The organism is Corynebacterium sp. 22-2729 (assembly GCF_053479475.1).
Genome location: NZ_JBRBCA010000005.1, coordinates 184,578 through 199,854, shown reverse-complemented (window position 1 = coordinate 199,854; position 15,277 = coordinate 184,578). Strand labels below are relative to the sequence as shown.

The 15,277-nt window shown below is 59.6% G+C and carries 19 protein-coding genes; 3 read left to right on the top strand and 16 right to left on the bottom strand.

Annotated features, from left to right (window positions below; all coding sequences use genetic code 11):
* Positions 1 to 208: 208 nt before the first annotated feature.
* From rpsQ to rpsJ, 11 genes are read right to left on the bottom strand one after another with little or no spacing between them, the layout of a single operon-like run.
* Positions 209 to 502, bottom strand: a complete 294-nt coding sequence (rpsQ, locus tag ACUY2T_RS05520) for a 30S ribosomal protein S17 (RefSeq protein ID WP_005291953.1) — start codon at positions 500 to 502, stop codon at positions 209 to 211.
* The gene (rpmC, locus tag ACUY2T_RS05515) at positions 499 to 732 is read right to left on the bottom strand and encodes a 50S ribosomal protein L29 (protein ID WP_005291954.1); all 234 of its coding nucleotides are present in this window, start codon (positions 730 to 732) and stop codon (positions 499 to 501) included. Before rpmC ends, rpsQ begins: the two co-directional genes overlap by 4 nt.
* On the bottom strand, positions 732 to 1,148 hold the full coding sequence (gene rplP, locus ACUY2T_RS05510; protein ID WP_005291957.1) for a 50S ribosomal protein L16: 417 nt from the start codon (positions 1,146 to 1,148) through the stop codon (positions 732 to 734). Before rplP ends, rpmC begins: the two co-directional genes overlap by 1 nt.
* Before the next feature lie 5 nt (positions 1,149 to 1,153).
* Complete coding sequence (rpsC, locus tag ACUY2T_RS05505; protein WP_035012120.1) at positions 1,154 to 1,897, bottom strand: 30S ribosomal protein S3; 744 nt, start codon at positions 1,895 to 1,897, stop codon at positions 1,154 to 1,156.
* Positions 1,897 to 2,259, bottom strand: coding sequence for a 50S ribosomal protein L22 (gene rplV, locus ACUY2T_RS05500; RefSeq protein WP_111711900.1), 363 nt, complete (start codon positions 2,257 to 2,259; stop codon positions 1,897 to 1,899). The genes rpsC and rplV overlap by 1 nt, the downstream gene beginning before the upstream one ends.
* A 2-nt stretch (positions 2,260 to 2,261) precedes the next feature.
* Complete coding sequence (gene rpsS / locus ACUY2T_RS05495) at positions 2,262 to 2,540, bottom strand: 30S ribosomal protein S19 (RefSeq protein WP_005291963.1); 279 nt, start codon at positions 2,538 to 2,540, stop codon at positions 2,262 to 2,264.
* A gap of 16 nt (positions 2,541 to 2,556) precedes the next feature.
* Positions 2,557 to 3,399 carry a 50S ribosomal protein L2 gene (gene rplB, locus ACUY2T_RS05490; RefSeq protein ID WP_005291966.1) on the bottom strand — a complete coding sequence of 281 codons (843 nt, stop codon included), beginning with the start codon at positions 3,397 to 3,399 and terminating at the stop codon, positions 2,557 to 2,559.
* 39 nt (positions 3,400 to 3,438) lie between these two features.
* Complete coding sequence (rplW, locus tag ACUY2T_RS05485; protein WP_005291980.1) at positions 3,439 to 3,744, bottom strand: 50S ribosomal protein L23; 306 nt, start codon at positions 3,742 to 3,744, stop codon at positions 3,439 to 3,441.
* Entirely contained in the window at positions 3,741 to 4,394 is a 654-nt protein-coding gene (gene rplD, locus ACUY2T_RS05480) for a 50S ribosomal protein L4 (RefSeq protein ID WP_005291982.1), read from the bottom strand. The genes rplW and rplD overlap by 4 nt, the downstream gene beginning before the upstream one ends.
* Entirely contained in the window at positions 4,391 to 5,047 is a 657-nt protein-coding gene (gene rplC, locus ACUY2T_RS05475) for a 50S ribosomal protein L3 (RefSeq protein WP_005291985.1), read from the bottom strand. The genes rplD and rplC overlap by 4 nt, the downstream gene beginning before the upstream one ends.
* A gap of 46 nt (positions 5,048 to 5,093) precedes the next feature.
* A complete protein-coding gene (gene rpsJ, locus ACUY2T_RS05470; protein WP_010120790.1) occupies positions 5,094 to 5,399 on the bottom strand; it encodes a 30S ribosomal protein S10 in 306 nt (101 codons plus the stop codon).
* A gap of 760 nt (positions 5,400 to 6,159) precedes the next feature.
* Here rpsJ and ACUY2T_RS05465 point away from each other — a divergent pair.
* Positions 6,160 to 6,510 (top strand): hypothetical protein, encoded by a 351-nt coding sequence (locus ACUY2T_RS05465; protein ID WP_293791629.1) that lies wholly within the window; start codon positions 6,160 to 6,162, stop codon positions 6,508 to 6,510.
* Positions 6,507 to 7,265 carry a GntR family transcriptional regulator gene (locus tag ACUY2T_RS05460; protein ID WP_293791630.1) on the top strand — a complete coding sequence of 253 codons (759 nt, stop codon included), beginning with the start codon at positions 6,507 to 6,509 and terminating at the stop codon, positions 7,263 to 7,265. The genes ACUY2T_RS05465 and ACUY2T_RS05460 overlap by 4 nt, the downstream gene beginning before the upstream one ends.
* Before the next feature lie 113 nt (positions 7,266 to 7,378).
* Here ACUY2T_RS05460 and tuf read toward each other — a convergent pair whose 3' ends face one another.
* The 4 genes from tuf to rpsL form a co-directional block, all read right to left on the bottom strand.
* A complete protein-coding gene (gene tuf, locus ACUY2T_RS05455) occupies positions 7,379 to 8,569 on the bottom strand; it encodes an elongation factor Tu (RefSeq protein WP_293791632.1) in 1,191 nt (396 codons plus the stop codon).
* A gap of 498 nt (positions 8,570 to 9,067) precedes the next feature.
* Positions 9,068 to 11,182, bottom strand: coding sequence for an elongation factor G (gene fusA / locus ACUY2T_RS05450; RefSeq protein WP_448307848.1), 2,115 nt, complete (start codon positions 11,180 to 11,182; stop codon positions 9,068 to 9,070).
* 274 nt (positions 11,183 to 11,456) lie between these two features.
* Positions 11,457 to 11,927 carry a 30S ribosomal protein S7 gene (gene rpsG, locus ACUY2T_RS05445; RefSeq protein WP_005291999.1) on the bottom strand — a complete coding sequence of 157 codons (471 nt, stop codon included), beginning with the start codon at positions 11,925 to 11,927 and terminating at the stop codon, positions 11,457 to 11,459.
* Positions 11,928 to 11,930: 3 nt separating this feature from the next.
* Positions 11,931 to 12,302 carry a 30S ribosomal protein S12 gene (gene rpsL / locus ACUY2T_RS05440; RefSeq protein WP_034971062.1) on the bottom strand — a complete coding sequence of 124 codons (372 nt, stop codon included), beginning with the start codon at positions 12,300 to 12,302 and terminating at the stop codon, positions 11,931 to 11,933.
* A 365-nt stretch (positions 12,303 to 12,667) separates the two neighbouring features.
* Between rpsL and ACUY2T_RS05435 the strand changes: the two genes are divergently transcribed.
* Positions 12,668 to 15,037, top strand: coding sequence for an ATP-dependent RNA helicase (locus ACUY2T_RS05435; protein WP_448307846.1), 2,370 nt, complete (start codon positions 12,668 to 12,670; stop codon positions 15,035 to 15,037).
* Between the two features lie 23 nt (positions 15,038 to 15,060).
* Here ACUY2T_RS05435 and ACUY2T_RS05430 read toward each other — a convergent pair whose 3' ends face one another.
* Positions 15,061 to 15,255 (bottom strand): DUF4236 domain-containing protein, encoded by a 195-nt coding sequence (locus ACUY2T_RS05430; RefSeq protein ID WP_005292014.1) that lies wholly within the window; start codon positions 15,253 to 15,255, stop codon positions 15,061 to 15,063.
* Between the last annotated feature and the right edge of the window lie 22 nt (positions 15,256 to 15,277).

The window sequence follows — 15,277 nt, the reverse complement described above, 5'->3', positions numbered from 1 at the left end:
CCCTGCTCGAAACACTCCACTAACTGCTCGCGCTGATATTCACTTAGCGAACTTCGTGCTCTCAATGAAAACTACTCCCCACTAGTCGGTAACTGATTTCTCAGTCCAACTAATGGGGAGCAGTTCAAGTGCGGGAGGGGGTCTAGCGCTACAGCCGCCTAAGCAGCCGTAGCTGCCATAGCAGGCTGAGCTCTCAGAGCTGCAGGGACTAGCGAGCCTTCTCGATGATCTCGGTCAGGCGGAAGTGCTTGTCCTTGGACAGCGGGCGGGTCTCCTCGATGCGAACGCGGTCGCCTACGCCGGCGGTCTCGTTCTCATCGTGGACCTTCACGCGGGAGTTACGGCGCATGATCTTGCCGTACAGTGCGTGCTGCTTGCGGTCCTCAAGCTCGACCACAATGGTCTTGTTCATCTTGGTGGAAACAACGTATCCGGAGCGGACCTTGCGGGCGCCCTTCTCGTTCTCCACAGCTGCGTTGTCATTCACGGTTGCCTCACTCATGCTGCGTCACCACCTGGGTTGGTAGACAGCCCGAGCTCGCGCTCGCGCAGGACGGTGTAGATGCGGGCGATGTCGCGCTTGACAACACCCAGACGACGGTTGTTGGTCAGCTGGCCGGTCGCAGCCTGGAAGCGAAGGTTGAACAGTTCTTCCTTCGCCTCGCGCAGGCGGGTGGTCAGCTCTTCGTTGTTGAGCTCGCGGAGCTCATGTGCCGGAGTTCCGGTAGCCATTAGAACTGATCCTCCTTCTTCACGATGCGAACCTTGCAGGGCAGCTTGTTACCAGCGCGGCGCAGGGCCTCCAGAGCAACCTCTTCATTCGGGTAAGAGGCCTCGAAGAGGATACGACCCGGCTTGATGTTGGCAACCCACTTCTCCACAGGACCCTTACCGGAACCCATACGCACGCCGAGCGGCTTCTGGGTCAGCGGACGGTCCGGGAAGATGTTGATCCACACCTTGCCGCCACGCTTCATGTGGCGGTTAATGGCGATACGAGCGGACTCGATCTGACGGTTGGTGATGTAGGTCGGCTCCAGGGCCTGCAGGCCGTAGTCGCCGAACGTTACGCGGTTGCCGCCCTTGGACACGCCACGACGGGTCGGGCGGTGCTGGCGACGGTACTTAACGCGCTTCGGGATAAGCATGTGTCTTAGCCCTCCTGCTTCTGCTCAGCGCGCTGGCGACGTGCGCCACCGCGACGTGGACGCTCACGACGACCGCGAGACGGGCGCTCGTCGCGTGCATTCATCAGGCTCTCGCGACGGCCACCGACAACGTCACCCTTGTAGATCCACACCTTGACGCCAATGCGTCCGAAAGTGGTGTGAGCCTCGTAGGTGCCGTAGTCGATCTCAGCGCGGAGGGTGTGCAGCGGAACGCGACCCTCGTGGTAGCGCTCGGTGCGACCCATCTCCGCGCCACCCAGGCGACCGGAGCAAACAACCTTGATGCCCTTGACCTGCGGCTGACGCATAGCGCCCTGGATTGCCTTGCGCATTGCACGACGGAAGGCAACGCGGTTGGTCAGCTGCTCAGCGATGGACTGTGCCACCAGCTGTGCATTGGCATCGATGTTCTTGACTTCGAGGATGTTCAGCTGAACCTGCTTGCCGGTGAGCTTCTCCAGCTGGCCGCGGATGCGGTCAGCCTCGGAGCCACGACGGCCGATCACAATGCCCGGACGGGCAGTGTGGATGTCAACGCGAACCCGGTCGTGGGTGCGCTCGATGACAACGTCGGCGATGCCGGCGCGGTCAAGACCCTCGGACAGGAAGTCGCGGATCTTGATGTCCTCAGCGAGGTAGTCAGCGTACTGCTTGTCGGCGTACCAGCGGGAGCGCCACTCGGAAGTGATACCCAGCCGGAGGCCGTGGGGGTGGATTTTCTGGCCCACTACTGAGCACTTCCCTTCTGGCTCTCGACGACCACAGTGATGTGGCTGGTGCGCTTGCGGACGTGGAAAGCACGACCCTGGGCGCGGGGACGGAAACGGCGCATGGTCGGACCCTCATCGGCGTAAGCCTCAGAGATGACCAGCGTCTGCGGATCCAAGCCGAAGTTGTTCTCGGCGTTGGCGGCGGCCGAAGCAACGACCTTCGCGACCGGCTCGGAAGCGGCCTGCGGAGCGTACTTCAGGATCGCCAGGGCGTCCTCGACGGACTTGCCACGGATCGTGTCGATCACGCGGCGAGCCTTCATCGGAGTGACGCGGACGAAACGCGCGGTTGCGCGTGCGGTGGTTACGGTGTCAGACATAATTATCGACGACCCTTCTTGTCGTCCTTGACGTGACCCTTGAAGGTCTTCGTAGGAGCGAACTCACCTAGCTTGTGACCGACCATGGAATCATCGATGAACACCGGCACGTGCTTGCGACCGTCGTGGACGGCGAAAGTGTGGCCAATGAAATCGGGAAGAATGGTCGAGCGACGGGACCACGTCTTGATGACGTTCTTGTTGCCCTTTTCGTTCTGAGCGTCCACCTTCGCAAGGAGGTGTTCGTCGACGAATGGGCCCTTCTTCAGGCTGCGTGGCATTCTCTACTACCTCCTCTTAGCGCTTCTTGTTCTTGTTGGAGCGACGACGGCGAACGATCATCCGGTCGCTTGGACGGTTCGGCTTGCGGGTGCGTCCCTCAGGCTGACCCCAAGGAGACACAGGGTGACGACCACCGGAGGTCTTACCCTCACCACCACCGTGCGGGTGGTCAACCGGGTTCATCACAACACCGCGGACGGTCGGGCGAACGCCCTTCCAGCGCATACGGCCAGCCTTGCCCCAGCGGATGTTGATCTGCTCCTGGTTGCCGACCTCACCGATGGTTGCGCGGCAACGGATGTCAACGCGACGGATCTCGGTGGACGGCATACGCAGAATTGCGTACTTGCCTTCCTTACCCAGCAGCTGGATGGAGGCACCAGCGGAACGAGCCATCTTGGCGCCGCCGCCCGGCTTCAGCTCCACAGCGTGGATGGTGGTACCGGTCGGGATGTTACGCAGCGGCAGGTTATTGCCAACCTTGATGTCAGCGTTCGGGCCGGACTCCAGCAGAGCGCCCTGCTTCAGACCACGCGGAGCGATGATGTAACGCTTCTCGCCATCGCGGTAGTGCAGCAGCGCAATGTTAGCGGTGCGGTTCGGGTCGTACTCGATGTGAGCGACCTTGGCAATCACGCCGTCCTTGTCGTTACGACGGAAGTCGATAACGCGGTAGCGGCGCTTGTGGCCACCACCCTTGTGACGGGTAGTGATGTGGCCGTGAACGTTACGGCCACCGGTCTTCGACAGCGGGCGCAGCAGAGACTTCTCGGGAGTTGAACGGGTAATTTCCGCGAACTCGGAGACAGAACTCTGGCGGCGACCCGGCGTAGTCGGCTTGTACTTACGAATAGCCATACTCTTGCTTCCTCTTTACCTTTCGGTATCCGGCCGCCCTTAGGCGGTCGCTCCACCGAAGATGTCGATCGGATCGCTGCCGGCGACCAGGGTCACCATGGCGCGCTTGGTTGCCTTGCGCTGGCCGTAGCCGGTGCGGGTGCGCTTACGCTTGCCCTCACGGTTAACGGTGTTAACGCTGGCGACCTTCACACCAAAAATCTGCTCGACGGCAATCTTGATTTGGGTCTTGTTAGAGCTGGGGTTAACCAGGAACGTGTAAACGTTCTGCTCCATCAGGCCGTAGGACTTCTCAGACACGACCGGAGCGATGATGATATCGCGAGGATCAGCTACAGTGCTCACTTTGCCTCCTCCTTGGTCTTATCTGCGGCGTTGATGAAGGCGTTCAGTGCCTCCACGGAGAACACAACATCGTCTGCGTTCAAAACGTCGTAGGTGTTCAGCTGGTCGTTAACCAGGGTGTGCACCTGCGGCAGGTTGTTTACGGACTTCCATGCGGTGACGTCTTCGCGGGTCAGAACGACCAGCACGGACTTACGATCCGTCAGACGCTCGATGAAAGTGCGAGCAGCCTTGGTGGACGGGGTCTGGCCTGGAACCAGCTCCTCAACCACGTGGATGCGGTTGTGGCGCACGCGATCGGTGAGGGCGCCACGCAGAGCGGCAGCCTTCATCTTCTTCGGGGTGCGCTGGGAGTAATCGCGCGGCTGCGGGCCGTGGACCGTGCCACCACCGGTGAAGTGGGGAGCGCGGATGGAGCCCTGACGTGCGCGACCGGTGCCCTTCTGGCGGAACGGCTTACGGCCACCGCCGGAAACCTGGCCACGAGTCTTCGTAGCGTGGGTACCCTGACGCTTTGCTGCGAGCTGAGCGGTAACGACCTGGTGCATCAGTGCGACGCTTGCCTCTGCATCAAAGATGGATGCGGGCAGCTCGACCGTGCCGTTGGTCTTACCGTCAGCGGTGTGGACATCAAGCTTTAGATTGCTCATGCGTGTGCACCGCCCTTCACTGCGGTCTTGACAACGACGAGGCCGCCGTTGACACCCGGAACTGCACCCTTGATCAGGAGCAGGTTGGACTCTGCGTCGACCTTGGCAACCTTCAGGTTCTGCTGGGTAACGCGGTCGTTACCCATGCGGCCTGCCATGCGCTTGCCCTTGAACACGCGGCCTGGGGTGGCAGCCTGTCCGATGGAGCCCACGCGGCGGTGTGCAGCCTGGTTACCGTGAGCAGCACCCTGGCCAGCGAAGCCGTGGCGCTTCATGCCGCCAGCGTAGCCCTTGCCCTTGGTGGTGCCCGTCACGTCGACGAACTTGACATCGTTGAAGATGTCGACGGTGACGTCCTGGCCTACCTCGTAGCTGGATGCGTCTGCAACGCGGATCTCAGCGACGTGGCGGCGCGGAGTCACGCCAGCCTTCTTGAAGTGACCAGCGGCCGGCTTGTTTACCTTGCGCGGGTCGATCTCGCCGAAGGCGATCTGTACGGCTTCGTAGCCGTCGGTTTCCTTGGTACGCACCTGGGTTACGACACAAGGCCCAGCCTCGACGACGGTAACCGGTACAACACGGTTTTCTTCGTCGAAGATCTGGGTCATGCCGAGCTTCTTGCCCAGGATGCCCTTGATCTCAATATCACTCATAGTTTCTCTTCCGCTGCCGTTTCAGTAGTTCAGACTCGTTTGCCGCTTACTGAATGTTGACGTCGACGCTGGCCGGAAGATCGATGCGCATGAGAGCGTCAACGGTCTTCGGGGTTGGGTCGAGAATGTCGATCAGACGCTTGTGCGTACGCATCTCGAAGTGCTCGCGCGAGTCCTTGTACTTGTGCGGAGAACGGATGACGCAGTACACGTTCTTTTCAGTTGGCAGTGGCACTGGGCCGACAACACGAGCGCCGGTACGGGTTACCGTCTCGACGATCTTCTTGGCAGAAGCGTCGATAGCCTCGTGATCGTAGGCCTTGAGCCTAATGCGGATCTTCTGTCCCGCCACGCTTGTCCTCTTCCTTCAAAGCGCTCTTGCTGTATTCACAGCAGAAAAGCACGCTTCTTATCTGTCTTAGTCTTAACGCTGTCCGGCCTAGGGGCCTGGTCCAGTCGCCAGTGTCGCTTGTGTCTTACATTTACTTGTTTGTGCCATCGACGGAATGCGGGTCATTTTGGTTTTAATGAACACACGCCATCAGCACTTGGATTATCAAGTGATGTAACAACACCCGGTTCCCGCCCCTTACTCGCTCCACGATCAGTCTGGTTCAACCGAGACCTTTTATAAATCTTATATATGGAGCAAAGCTTGGAAACGCGTTCCGCGCCTTGTCGGAAGGATTGTCCTTCGCTTACTGCCGCTGTTCATTTACCATGCCCCATCCTCCGGCACCCGCGGTCGGGCGTGTCGCCCTTCCACTTTTTAAGTACCGCACAGCAAAGTAGCCCCACTGCGATCCTTTCGGATCACTGTCGCGAGGTTCTTCACCGACGATGGATCATGCTCACTTCACCATCGACACCTTCTTGGCCGCGATGCTGGACACTCTGCGTATCCAACTAGCCTCATGTGCCGTGTTAAAGCAACGTCAAGTATTCAACCACACCGGGCGCGCCGAAACCAAATCCCTTTCCCCTTTTCTTTATGACGCCCCCACTCACCAACCGCCTTACACTCCACAGAAGGGTTGAGCACTACAATCACCGTGTAGCGGATTCTAAAGTTGAATGGCACCGAGGTGGCGTCACCCGAAGAAGGAACACCCATGAGCGACTACCGAAGCAACCCCGAGTATCTGCGCCAACGGCGCGCACTAGTTCGGAAGCACCACCCCGACGCGGGAGGAAGCGACGCAGAACTCATCGAGGCACTGCGAGTATTAGACGACGCCTGGGATCGGCGCGCGCGACTACGCCGACAAGTGCAAGAACACCGACCTAGCTTCATTTCTGAGCAGACAGCAGACCAGGCTTTGGACGCCGCTGAGCAAGCCGTTGGCGTGGCCGAGAATCTTGCACGCAGCGCCGGAAGGTTCGCCGGCAATGTCCGCCGTACCCTCTTCCACAAACTGCCCCAGGAGTTTCGGCGCGGCTATCAGGAGGGAGACAACGAGTGACCGCCCGTTACCAGCAGATCGCCCACGAGCTGCGTGAGGACATCCGTAGCGAGCGTTTCGCGGTCGGGGAACCACTACCGAGTGAGAAGCAGCTCTCGGAGCGCTTTCACGTAGCCCCCGGAACTATGCGCCAGGCTCTTAACGTGCTGGTGGACGACGGAACCCTTAGTTCCAAACGCGGTGCCCGCAAAGTCGTCATGCGGATGCCCGCTCGCTTTCCGGAGATCTCCAAGTTCCGAAGTTTCGCACAATGGGCCTATGGACGCGGACGAACCCCTGGTGGGCATGTCATCAAACAAGAATGGGTCGAACAAACTGAGCAAGACTCACAGCTGCTGCGAATCCCCGACGGCCAGCAGGTACTCACGGTTCTACGCGTCCGCACTATTGACGGTGCACCTATCATGCTGGAACGCACACGCTACCCCGCTTGGGTGGGCACGAAGGTCGCAGCTATGGATCCAACGTGTCCCTCTGTCACTAACGAACTAGCGGCGCGTCACAATATCCACTTCTTCGCCGCAGACAATGTCTTCTCGGCCTCTAAAGCTGGAGCCGTTGATGCCCAGTGGTTGCCGCTGGCTGCCGGTGACCCAGTTCTGGTACACCGTCGTTTGTCACGCGATGCGAAAGGCTCGCCGTTGGAAATGAGTGAGGATCGCTATCTTGCCGACGCCCTTAGTATCGCCGTTCCGACGTCTGGCAAGAACAACGTTCTCAGTTGGACTACGTTGAATCAATTCCCCTGGGAATAGGTTGCACGGATACATTCCTGAATACAAAAACGCCCCGGGCTCTTTAAAGAATCCGGGGCATTTTCCGTTTAGCGCCGTAGCGCTAAGCGGAGATCAGCGTGAAGTAGTGATTACTACTTGGTGATCTTGGTAACGCGACCAGCGCCAACGGTGCGGCCACCCTCACGGATAGCGAAGCGCAGACCCTCGTCCATTGCGACCGGCTGGATCAGGGTGACGGACATGTCAACGTTGTCGCCCGGCATAACCATCTCGGTGCCCTCCGGCAGCTTAACAACACCGGTAACGTCGGTGGTGCGGAAGTAGAACTGCGGACGGTAGTTGTCGAAGAACGGGGTGTGGCGGCCGCCCTCGTCCTTGGACAGAACGTAAACGGAGCCCTCGAACTCGGTGTGCGGGGTGTATGCGCCCGGCTTAGCAACGATCTGGCCACGCTCAACGTCCTCGCGCTTCAGACCACGCAGCAGCAGTGCAGCGTTGTCGCCAGCCTCTGCGGTGTCCAGCAGCTTGTTGAACATCTCGATGGAGGTAACGGTGGTCTTCTGGGCCTTCTCGCGGATACCCAGAATCTCGACCTCGTCGTTCAGGTTCAGGATGCCACGCTCAACACGGCCGGTAACAACGGTACCGCGACCGGTAATGGTGAAGATGTCCTCAACCGGCATCAGGAACGGCTTGTCGGTCTCGCGCTCCGGATCCGGGATGGAGTCGTCACAAGCCTGCATCAGCTCGAGGATCTGCTTGCCCCACTTCTCGTCGCCCTCCAGGGCCTTCAGTGCGGAGATGTGAACAACCGGAGCTTCCTCGTCGAACTCCTGCTCGGCCAGCAGCTCGCGAACCTCCATCTCGACGAGCTCCAGCAGCTCCTCATCGTCAACCATGTCGCACTTGTTCAGTGCAACCAGGATGTAAGGAACGCCAACCTGGCGAGCCAGCAGAACGTGCTCGCGGGTCTGCGGCATCGGGCCATCGGTTGCAGCAACAACCAGGATAGCGCCGTCCATCTGAGCAGCACCGGTGATCATGTTCTTGATGTAGTCGGCGTGACCCGGAGCGTCAACGTGAGCGTAGTGGCGCTTCTCGGTCTCGTACTCAACGTGGGAGATGTTGATCGTGATGCCACGCTCCTTCTCCTCCGGCGCCTTATCGATGGCGTCGAAAGCGAAGGACTTGTTGGCCTCGGGGAATGCGTCAGCCAGAACCTTGGTGATCGCGGCAGTGGTGGTGGTCTTGCCGTGGTCGACGTGACCAATGGTGCCGATGTTTACGTGCGGCTTGGAACGCTCGAACTTAGCCTTCGCCACTTTGTGTCCTCCTGGACTGCTCGGTGGCTACGACTCTCGCAGCCACATTAACTTTTATTCCCAACCAGCTGCTTCCCCGCAGTTTGCGGATTGCTCACTGGCTAGTTTTCTTACTTCTTGCCGAATTTCAGATTATCCGTGTAACGAACATCTTCGCCTCGACTTTGTGTTTCGAGGCCAGTCGCGCTACACGCGAACTGGGTAACGGCCAGCACACCGCATCCTACGTCACTGTACCCCATCTAGAAAAATTAGCCTCTGTAAGCAAAGCCAAAACCCCACATAAATTAGGGTAAGCCCTTAGAGACAACTATTTCTAGCCGTCTTAGCTAGTTATCTATTTGGTTACTTTTTGACGCAGGCCTGCGCCGTGCTGACCCCTACCCCGCAAGGCCCCTCACCCCGTGAACCCTCTTGTCAGCCCCGTTACGACGGAGCCTTGGGCGTCACAAAGATGAAGGAAGCCTTAGCTAGAGAGGGGCGGAAACGACCCCAGTATTAGGCCTGGCCTCCGGTGCGCTCCGCGATGATGTCGGAAGCAACGTTGGTCGGAACCTCACCGTAGGAGTCGAAGATCATCGAGAAGTTTGCACGACCGGCGGTGCGGGAACGCAGGTCACCGATGTAGCCGAACATCTCAGACAGCGGCACCTTAGCCTTGACAACCTTGGCGCCAGCACGGTCGTCCATGGAGGAAACCTGGCCACGGCGGGAGTTGATGTCGCCGATGACGTCGCCCATGTACTCCTCAGGGGTGATGACCTCAACAGCCATCAGCGGCTCCAGCAGAACCGGCTTTGCCTTGGCAACTGCTTCCTTCAGAGCCTGAGAACCGGCCAGCTTGAAGGCCATCTCAGAGGAGTCGACCTCGTGGTAAGCACCATCCAGCAGGGTGGCCTTGATGTTTACCAGCGGGAAGCCGGCCAGGTAGCCGTACTGCATAGCGTCCTGGATACCAGCGTCGACAGACGGGATGTACTCCTTCGGCACGCGACCACCGGTGACCTCATTGATAAATACGTAGTTCTCCTCGGAGCCCTCTTCTGGCTCGTAAGGCTCGAGCGCGATGATGACGCGCGCGAACTGACCGGAACCACCAGTCTGCTTCTTGTGGGTGTACTCCAGCTTCTCGACCGGCTTGCGGATGGTCTCGCGGTAAGCAACCTGCGGGTTACCGATGTTTGCTTCGACCTTGAACTCACGCTTCATGCGGTCGACCATCACGTCCAGGTGGAGCTCGCCCATGCCGCCCAACACCGTCTGGCCGGTCTCTTCGTCCAGCTTCACGGTGAAGGTTGGGTCCTCTTCGGCCAGCTTCTGGATAGCGGTACCCAGCTTCTCCTGGTCGGACTTGGTCTTTGGCTCGATGGCCACCTCGATAACCGGATCCGGGAAGTCCATGGACTCCAGGATGACCGGATCCTGAGCGTCACACAGGGTGTCACCGGTGGTGGTGTCCTTCAGGCCGATGAAGGCGTAGATGTGACCAGCGGATGCACGATCCACCGGCTGCTCCTTGTTGGAGTGCATCTGGAACAGCTTGCCGATGCGCTCCTTCTTCTCCTTGGTGGAGTTCATGACCTGACCACCAGTTTCGACAGAGCCGGAGTACACGCGAACGTAGGTCAGCTTGCCGAAGAACGGGTGAACGGCAACCTTGAACGCCAGAGCGGAGAACGGCTCGTCCTTGGACGGCTTGCGCAGAACCTCAACCTCGGGGTCCTTAGCGTCGTGGCCCTTAATGGAGCCAACGTCCATCGGGTTCGGCAGGAAGTCGATCACAGCGTCCAGCATCGGCTGGATGCCCTTGTTCTTGTAGGCGGAGCCACAGTAGACCGGGTAGACCTCAGAGCTGATGGTCAGCTTACGGATCTGTGCCTTCAGCTCGTCGACGGTGATTTCCTCACCGGCGAAGTAACGCTCCATCAGCTCTTCGTCGGACTCAGCAATGGTCTCGACGAGCTTTTCGCGGTACTCCTCAGCCTTTTCCTTCAGATCCTCCGGGATCTCCTCGTAGGTCGCCTCGGCACCGATCTCGACCTTGCCGCGCCAGGTCACGGCGCGCATGTTCAGCAGGTCGACGATGCCGTCGAAGTCATCCTCAGCGCCGATCGGCAAAGCCATCACCAGCGGCTTTGCGCCCAGGCGGTCGACGATGGTCTGCACGGTGTAGTAAAAGTCCGCACCCAGCTTGTCCATCTTGTTGACGAAGCAGATACGCGGAACGTCGTACTTGGTTGCCTGGCGCCAGACCTGCTCGGACTGCGGCTCCACGCCTTCCTTGGCGTCGAACACAGCAACCGCACCGTCGAGGACACGGAGGGAACGCTCCACCTCAATGGTGAAGTCCACGTGACCTGGGGTGTCGATGATGTTGATCTGGTTGTCTTTCCAGAAACAGGTGGTAGCGGCGGACGTAATGGTAATACCGCGCTCCTTCTCCTGGTCCATCCAGTCCATCGTGGAGGCGCCATCGTGGGTCTCACCGACCTTACGGTTGATGCCGGTGTAGAAAAGGATGCGCTCCGTGGTGGTCGTCTTACCAGCATCGATGTGCGCCATGATGCCGATGTTGCGGACCTTTTTCAGGTCGGTCAACGCTTCAAGTGCCACTGGGTTACCCCGCTCATTTCGTTGTTGAGCGACTTTGCTGGAACTTCCATGTTGTTCACATTGTTGTTCAGTAGTGCTTCTAAAAGCCCCGAAAGCCGCAGGCGATTACGTACTCGTTCTATTGTGCCAGCTTTACGCTGTCACGTCTCGTTGAGGGTCTGCTGTTTTCTAGTGTTTTCTCGTGTCTACTAGTTAGCGCCCTCACGCGCTTAATAGCACGATAGCCCCACTACCCCTATATGAAGTTGAGGGTTGTGAGGCTATAAAACCACTGTTACCAGCGGTAGTGGGCGAAGGCGCGGTTGGCCTCTGCCATCTTGTGAGTGTCTTCACGACGCTTCACGGATGCACCCAGACCGTTCGATGCGTCCAGGATCTCGTTGGCAAGACGCTCGGTCATGGTGTTCTCACGACGCTGGCGGGTGAAGGTCACCAGCCAACGCAGTGCGAGGGTGGTGGAACGGCCGGGGCGAACCTCAACCGGAACCTGGTAGGTAGCGCCACCAACACGGCGGGAACGAACCTCAAGAGCCGGCTTAACGTTGTCGAGAGCCTTCTTCAGGGTGAGGATCGGATCGGTGCCGGTCTTCTCGCGGCACTGCTCCAGAGCGCCGTAAACGATGCGCTCTGCGGTGGACTTCTTACCGTCAAGGAGAACCTTGTTAACCAGCTGGGAGACGAGAACGTCGCCGTAAACTGGATCCTTGACTAGCTGTCGGGAAGGTGCTGGACCCTTACGTGGCATTGTTTACTTCTCCTTCTTAGCGCCGTAGCGGGAACGTGCCTGCTTGCGGTCCTTAACACCCTGGGTGTCGAGGGAACCACGCACGATCTTGTAACGAACACCCGGGAGGTCCTTCACACGACCACCGCGGACGAGCACCATGGAGTGCTCCTGCAGGTTGTGACCCTCACCTGGAATGTAGGCGGAAACCTCGATACCGGAGGTCAGGCGAACACGAGCGACCTTACGCAGTGCGGAGTTCGGCTTCTTCGGGGTAGTGGTGTACACACGGGTGCACACACCGCGGCGCTGCGGGGAGCCCTTCAGCGCAGCAGTGGCAACCTTCGTGCTCTTATCGTGACGGCCCTTGCGGACCAGCTGCTGAATAGTTGGCATAGATGAACTTTCTTTCGGTTCTTTCGGCGCAGTATCGCAACACGGCCACCGAAGTGGTGACTGCCCTGCGGGTTGAGCATTTGTAGCTTTGGGGATCCCAAAGGATGCGCACACACGAAAAATAAGGGGCTCTTCCTTACGGGGCCTCTTCCGTGGTGTATCACCCCACGCAATAACGTGGAGATCCCTGCATCGCACTCCAGCTGCACAACCGGCCTAGACGTTAGCCCGGCATAAACCTCGGCTAACCTGTGGCCACCACTGCACCAGCGGAGACAATACAATCTACGGGGAAGAAGTTTAGTGCACCTTGTGCCAGCTACCAAATCCCATTTTCTTAAACGCACTGGCCTACAATCATCGCGATGTTTCCTTACCCGTTCGACCTTGCATCCATCGGCGAGGGGCTACCCGCCGCCGAGCTGCTCCCCCGAATCCCCCAACGCGGCCCTTTGGTGGTGGAAGCACCGCCGGGAACTGGTAAGACAACCCTAGTCCCTCCAGCACTCTCCAATATTTTGCAGAGCTCAGCGCAAGTAGCCACTCCGCAGAAAGTACTCGTCACCGCGCCTCGTCGCGTAGCCGTCCGCGCGGCTGCCCGGCGCCTTTCGCAATTGGACGGCACCCGCGTCGGTGACCGGGTCGGTTATAGCATCCGCGGCGAACATCACCCAGGAACTCTCGTGGACTTCGTCACCCCGGGTGTGCTCCTCAATCGCCTGCTTGCAGACCCCGCCTTAGAGGGCGTGGGTGCGATCCTCATCGACGAAGTCCACGAGCGCCAATTGGACTCCGACCTTGTGTTGGCCATGTGCCAGGAAGTCGCCATGCTGCGTGAAGGCGACCCCACCGAGGAGCTCTACCTGTGCGCCATGTCCGCCACTGTCGACACGCAGAAGCTCGCGGAGTACATGGGTGCGCAGGTTGTATCCACTCCAGCAGTCACCCACCCCCTCGAGATTTCTTATCACCCTCACCCCGAACGTGCACAGGGCTCACCCGCTTTCTATCGCCATGTTGCCAAACTCGCACAACAGGCTACCGACAACCAGCGCGAGTCTGGTCACGCGGATCACCGCACACTCGTTTTCGTCCCCGGACGTAAAGAAATCGACTGGGTCTGTACCCACCTCCCCGACGCTGCCCCGCTGCATGGCAGCTTGACGTCCCAGGAACAAGACGCAGCACTGACCGGAGACTCCCCCATCGTGGTCGCGACCTCCATCGCCGAATCTTCCCTGACTGTTCCCGGTGTCCACGCGGTCATCGACGCAGGCCTTTCTCGCACACCCCGCCGCGACCAAGCACGCGGGATGTCCGGGCTTGTCACTACCTCCACTTCCAGAGCTAGCGCCGATCAACGTGCTGGTCGCGCAGGGCGTCTTGGCCCAGGCCAGGTCTACCGTACTTACTCTGCCGCTGACTACTCCCACTTTGCACCCGACATCACCCCGGAGATCCTCTCCTCGGATCTTGTCGCCGCTGCTCTCACGCTCGCCGCATGGGGTTCCCCCGATATCTCTCTTCTCGACGCCCCGCCGGCCGCAACTCTCACCGATGCCCACCAGGAACTGCACTATCTGGGTGCCCTGGACTCAAAGGGTTCCATTACCGAGTTAGGCCAGAAGCTTGCGCGCATTCCCGCCGACCCACGCCTCGGAGCAGCCCTGCTGGCGCACGGCTCAGGCGCAGCCAAAGTTGTCGCGGCGCTGGCTACCGGTTTGCAAGGGGATCTGGCCGAAGCAAAGCCACCAGCTTCCGAGGTCCGTCGCTTCGCCCGGATGGTGAATGACCATGGCCCGGCTACTCCGGGCGACATCGTGGCCTCTGCCTATCCCGACCGTGTGGCCAAACTCGTGGGCACAGACGCCGACCAGGCAGTGTATCTGCTGGCCTCCGGCACCCGTGCCATACTGGCCCCTGAGTTGCGCCGCACACTCAGTGGCTCCGAATGGCTGGCAGTGGCAGAAGTGCAATTAGGACGTACTCCCCTGATCCGTGCCGCAGCAAGCCTGCAGCAGCCAAGCTCATCGCAGATCCGGGAAGACGTCACCGCACACATAACTGAAGGCAAGCTCCGGGCCCGGCGCACCCGCCACCTCGGAGCCATCGAGCTTTCCAGTACGCCAGTTTCGGTCAGCGAACTCAGCGAGGCAGATAGGCACCAGGCCGTCGCAGCCTTAGCAGCCGAGGGACTTGGGTGGCTACAGATGACGGAGGGGGCGTCAATAGTAAAAGAGAGAGTCGACTACCTGCGTCAGCAACTGGGGGAACCCTGGCCGGATCTTGCTGCAGGCGATTACACGCCAGAGGCCGAGCGAGTGGTCGCGGGCGAAAGAATCGCCGATATCGACGCCTACCAGGCGATCATGCGCCAACTCCCGTGGCCCGAGGCAGGGCGAATGGATGAACTGGTGCCGCAACGGCTGGAAGTGCCCAGTGGGTCTGCACCGAAGATTGGATACGAGACCGGACGACCGATCGTGCGCGTCAAGCTGCAGGAGTGCTTTGGACTGGCGGAATCCCCCACTATTGCAGGTAAAAAAGTTCTGTTCCACCTGCTTTCGCCAGCGGGGCGCGAACTAGCTGTCACCGATGATCTTAAAAGCTTCTGGGACGGCCCTTACCAGGGCGTGCGCAAAGACATGCGGGGGCGCTATCCGAAGCACCCATGGCCCGAGGATCCATGGTCGGCGACAGCAACGAAGAAGACGAAACGCGCCTTAGGGCACTAGGAAGTCAGCGCGGTGGCGCGAAATTAGCGACGCTTGCTACCGAAGGTCTTGGTGAAGTTCAGACCCCGGATCGGGGTGTGGATCGTCACGGATTGGCGACCGTCGGCGCGCTGGGTAATGCGCATTGGTCCGATACGGGTGGAGCCACCCACTCCGCCGGAAGAGGTATTCACCTTGAAGGGACCGAAATTTTTGGAATCGCGAAACATAAAGCCCATGCAGCACATGATAAGGCACCGC

Excerpts from the sequence above, each read along its gene's own strand:
- rpsG (WP_005291999.1), bottom strand. The coding sequence starts at position 11,927 with ATGCCACGTAAGGGTCCAGCACCTTCCCGACAGCTAGTCAAGGATCCA.
- ACUY2T_RS05430 (WP_005292014.1), bottom strand. The coding sequence starts at position 15,255 with ATGGGCTTTATGTTTCGCGATTCCAAAAATTTCGGTCCCTTCAAGGTG.
- rplV (WP_111711900.1), bottom strand. The coding sequence starts at position 2,259 with ATGTCTGACACCGTAACCACCGCACGCGCAACCGCGCGTTTCGTCCGC.
- rplC (WP_005291985.1), bottom strand. The coding sequence starts at position 5,047 with ATGAGTGATATTGAGATCAAGGGCATCCTGGGCAAGAAGCTCGGCATG.
- rpmC (WP_005291954.1), bottom strand. The coding sequence starts at position 732 with ATGGCTACCGGAACTCCGGCACATGAGCTCCGCGAGCTCAACAACGAA.
- rpsL (WP_034971062.1), bottom strand. The coding sequence starts at position 12,302 with ATGCCAACTATTCAGCAGCTGGTCCGCAAGGGCCGTCACGATAAGAGC.
- rplB (WP_005291966.1), bottom strand. The coding sequence starts at position 3,399 with ATGGCTATTCGTAAGTACAAGCCGACTACGCCGGGTCGCCGCCAGAGT.
- rpsS (WP_005291963.1), bottom strand. The coding sequence starts at position 2,540 with ATGCCACGCAGCCTGAAGAAGGGCCCATTCGTCGACGAACACCTCCTT.
- rplP (WP_005291957.1), bottom strand. The coding sequence starts at position 1,148 with ATGCTTATCCCGAAGCGCGTTAAGTACCGTCGCCAGCACCGCCCGACC.
- rpsQ (WP_005291953.1), bottom strand. The coding sequence starts at position 502 with ATGAGTGAGGCAACCGTGAATGACAACGCAGCTGTGGAGAACGAGAAG.
- rplD (WP_005291982.1), bottom strand. The coding sequence starts at position 4,394 with ATGAGCAATCTAAAGCTTGATGTCCACACCGCTGACGGTAAGACCAAC.
- ACUY2T_RS05435 (WP_448307846.1), top strand. The coding sequence starts at position 12,668 with ATGTTTCCTTACCCGTTCGACCTTGCATCCATCGGCGAGGGGCTACCC.
- ACUY2T_RS05465 (WP_293791629.1), top strand. The coding sequence starts at position 6,160 with ATGAGCGACTACCGAAGCAACCCCGAGTATCTGCGCCAACGGCGCGCA.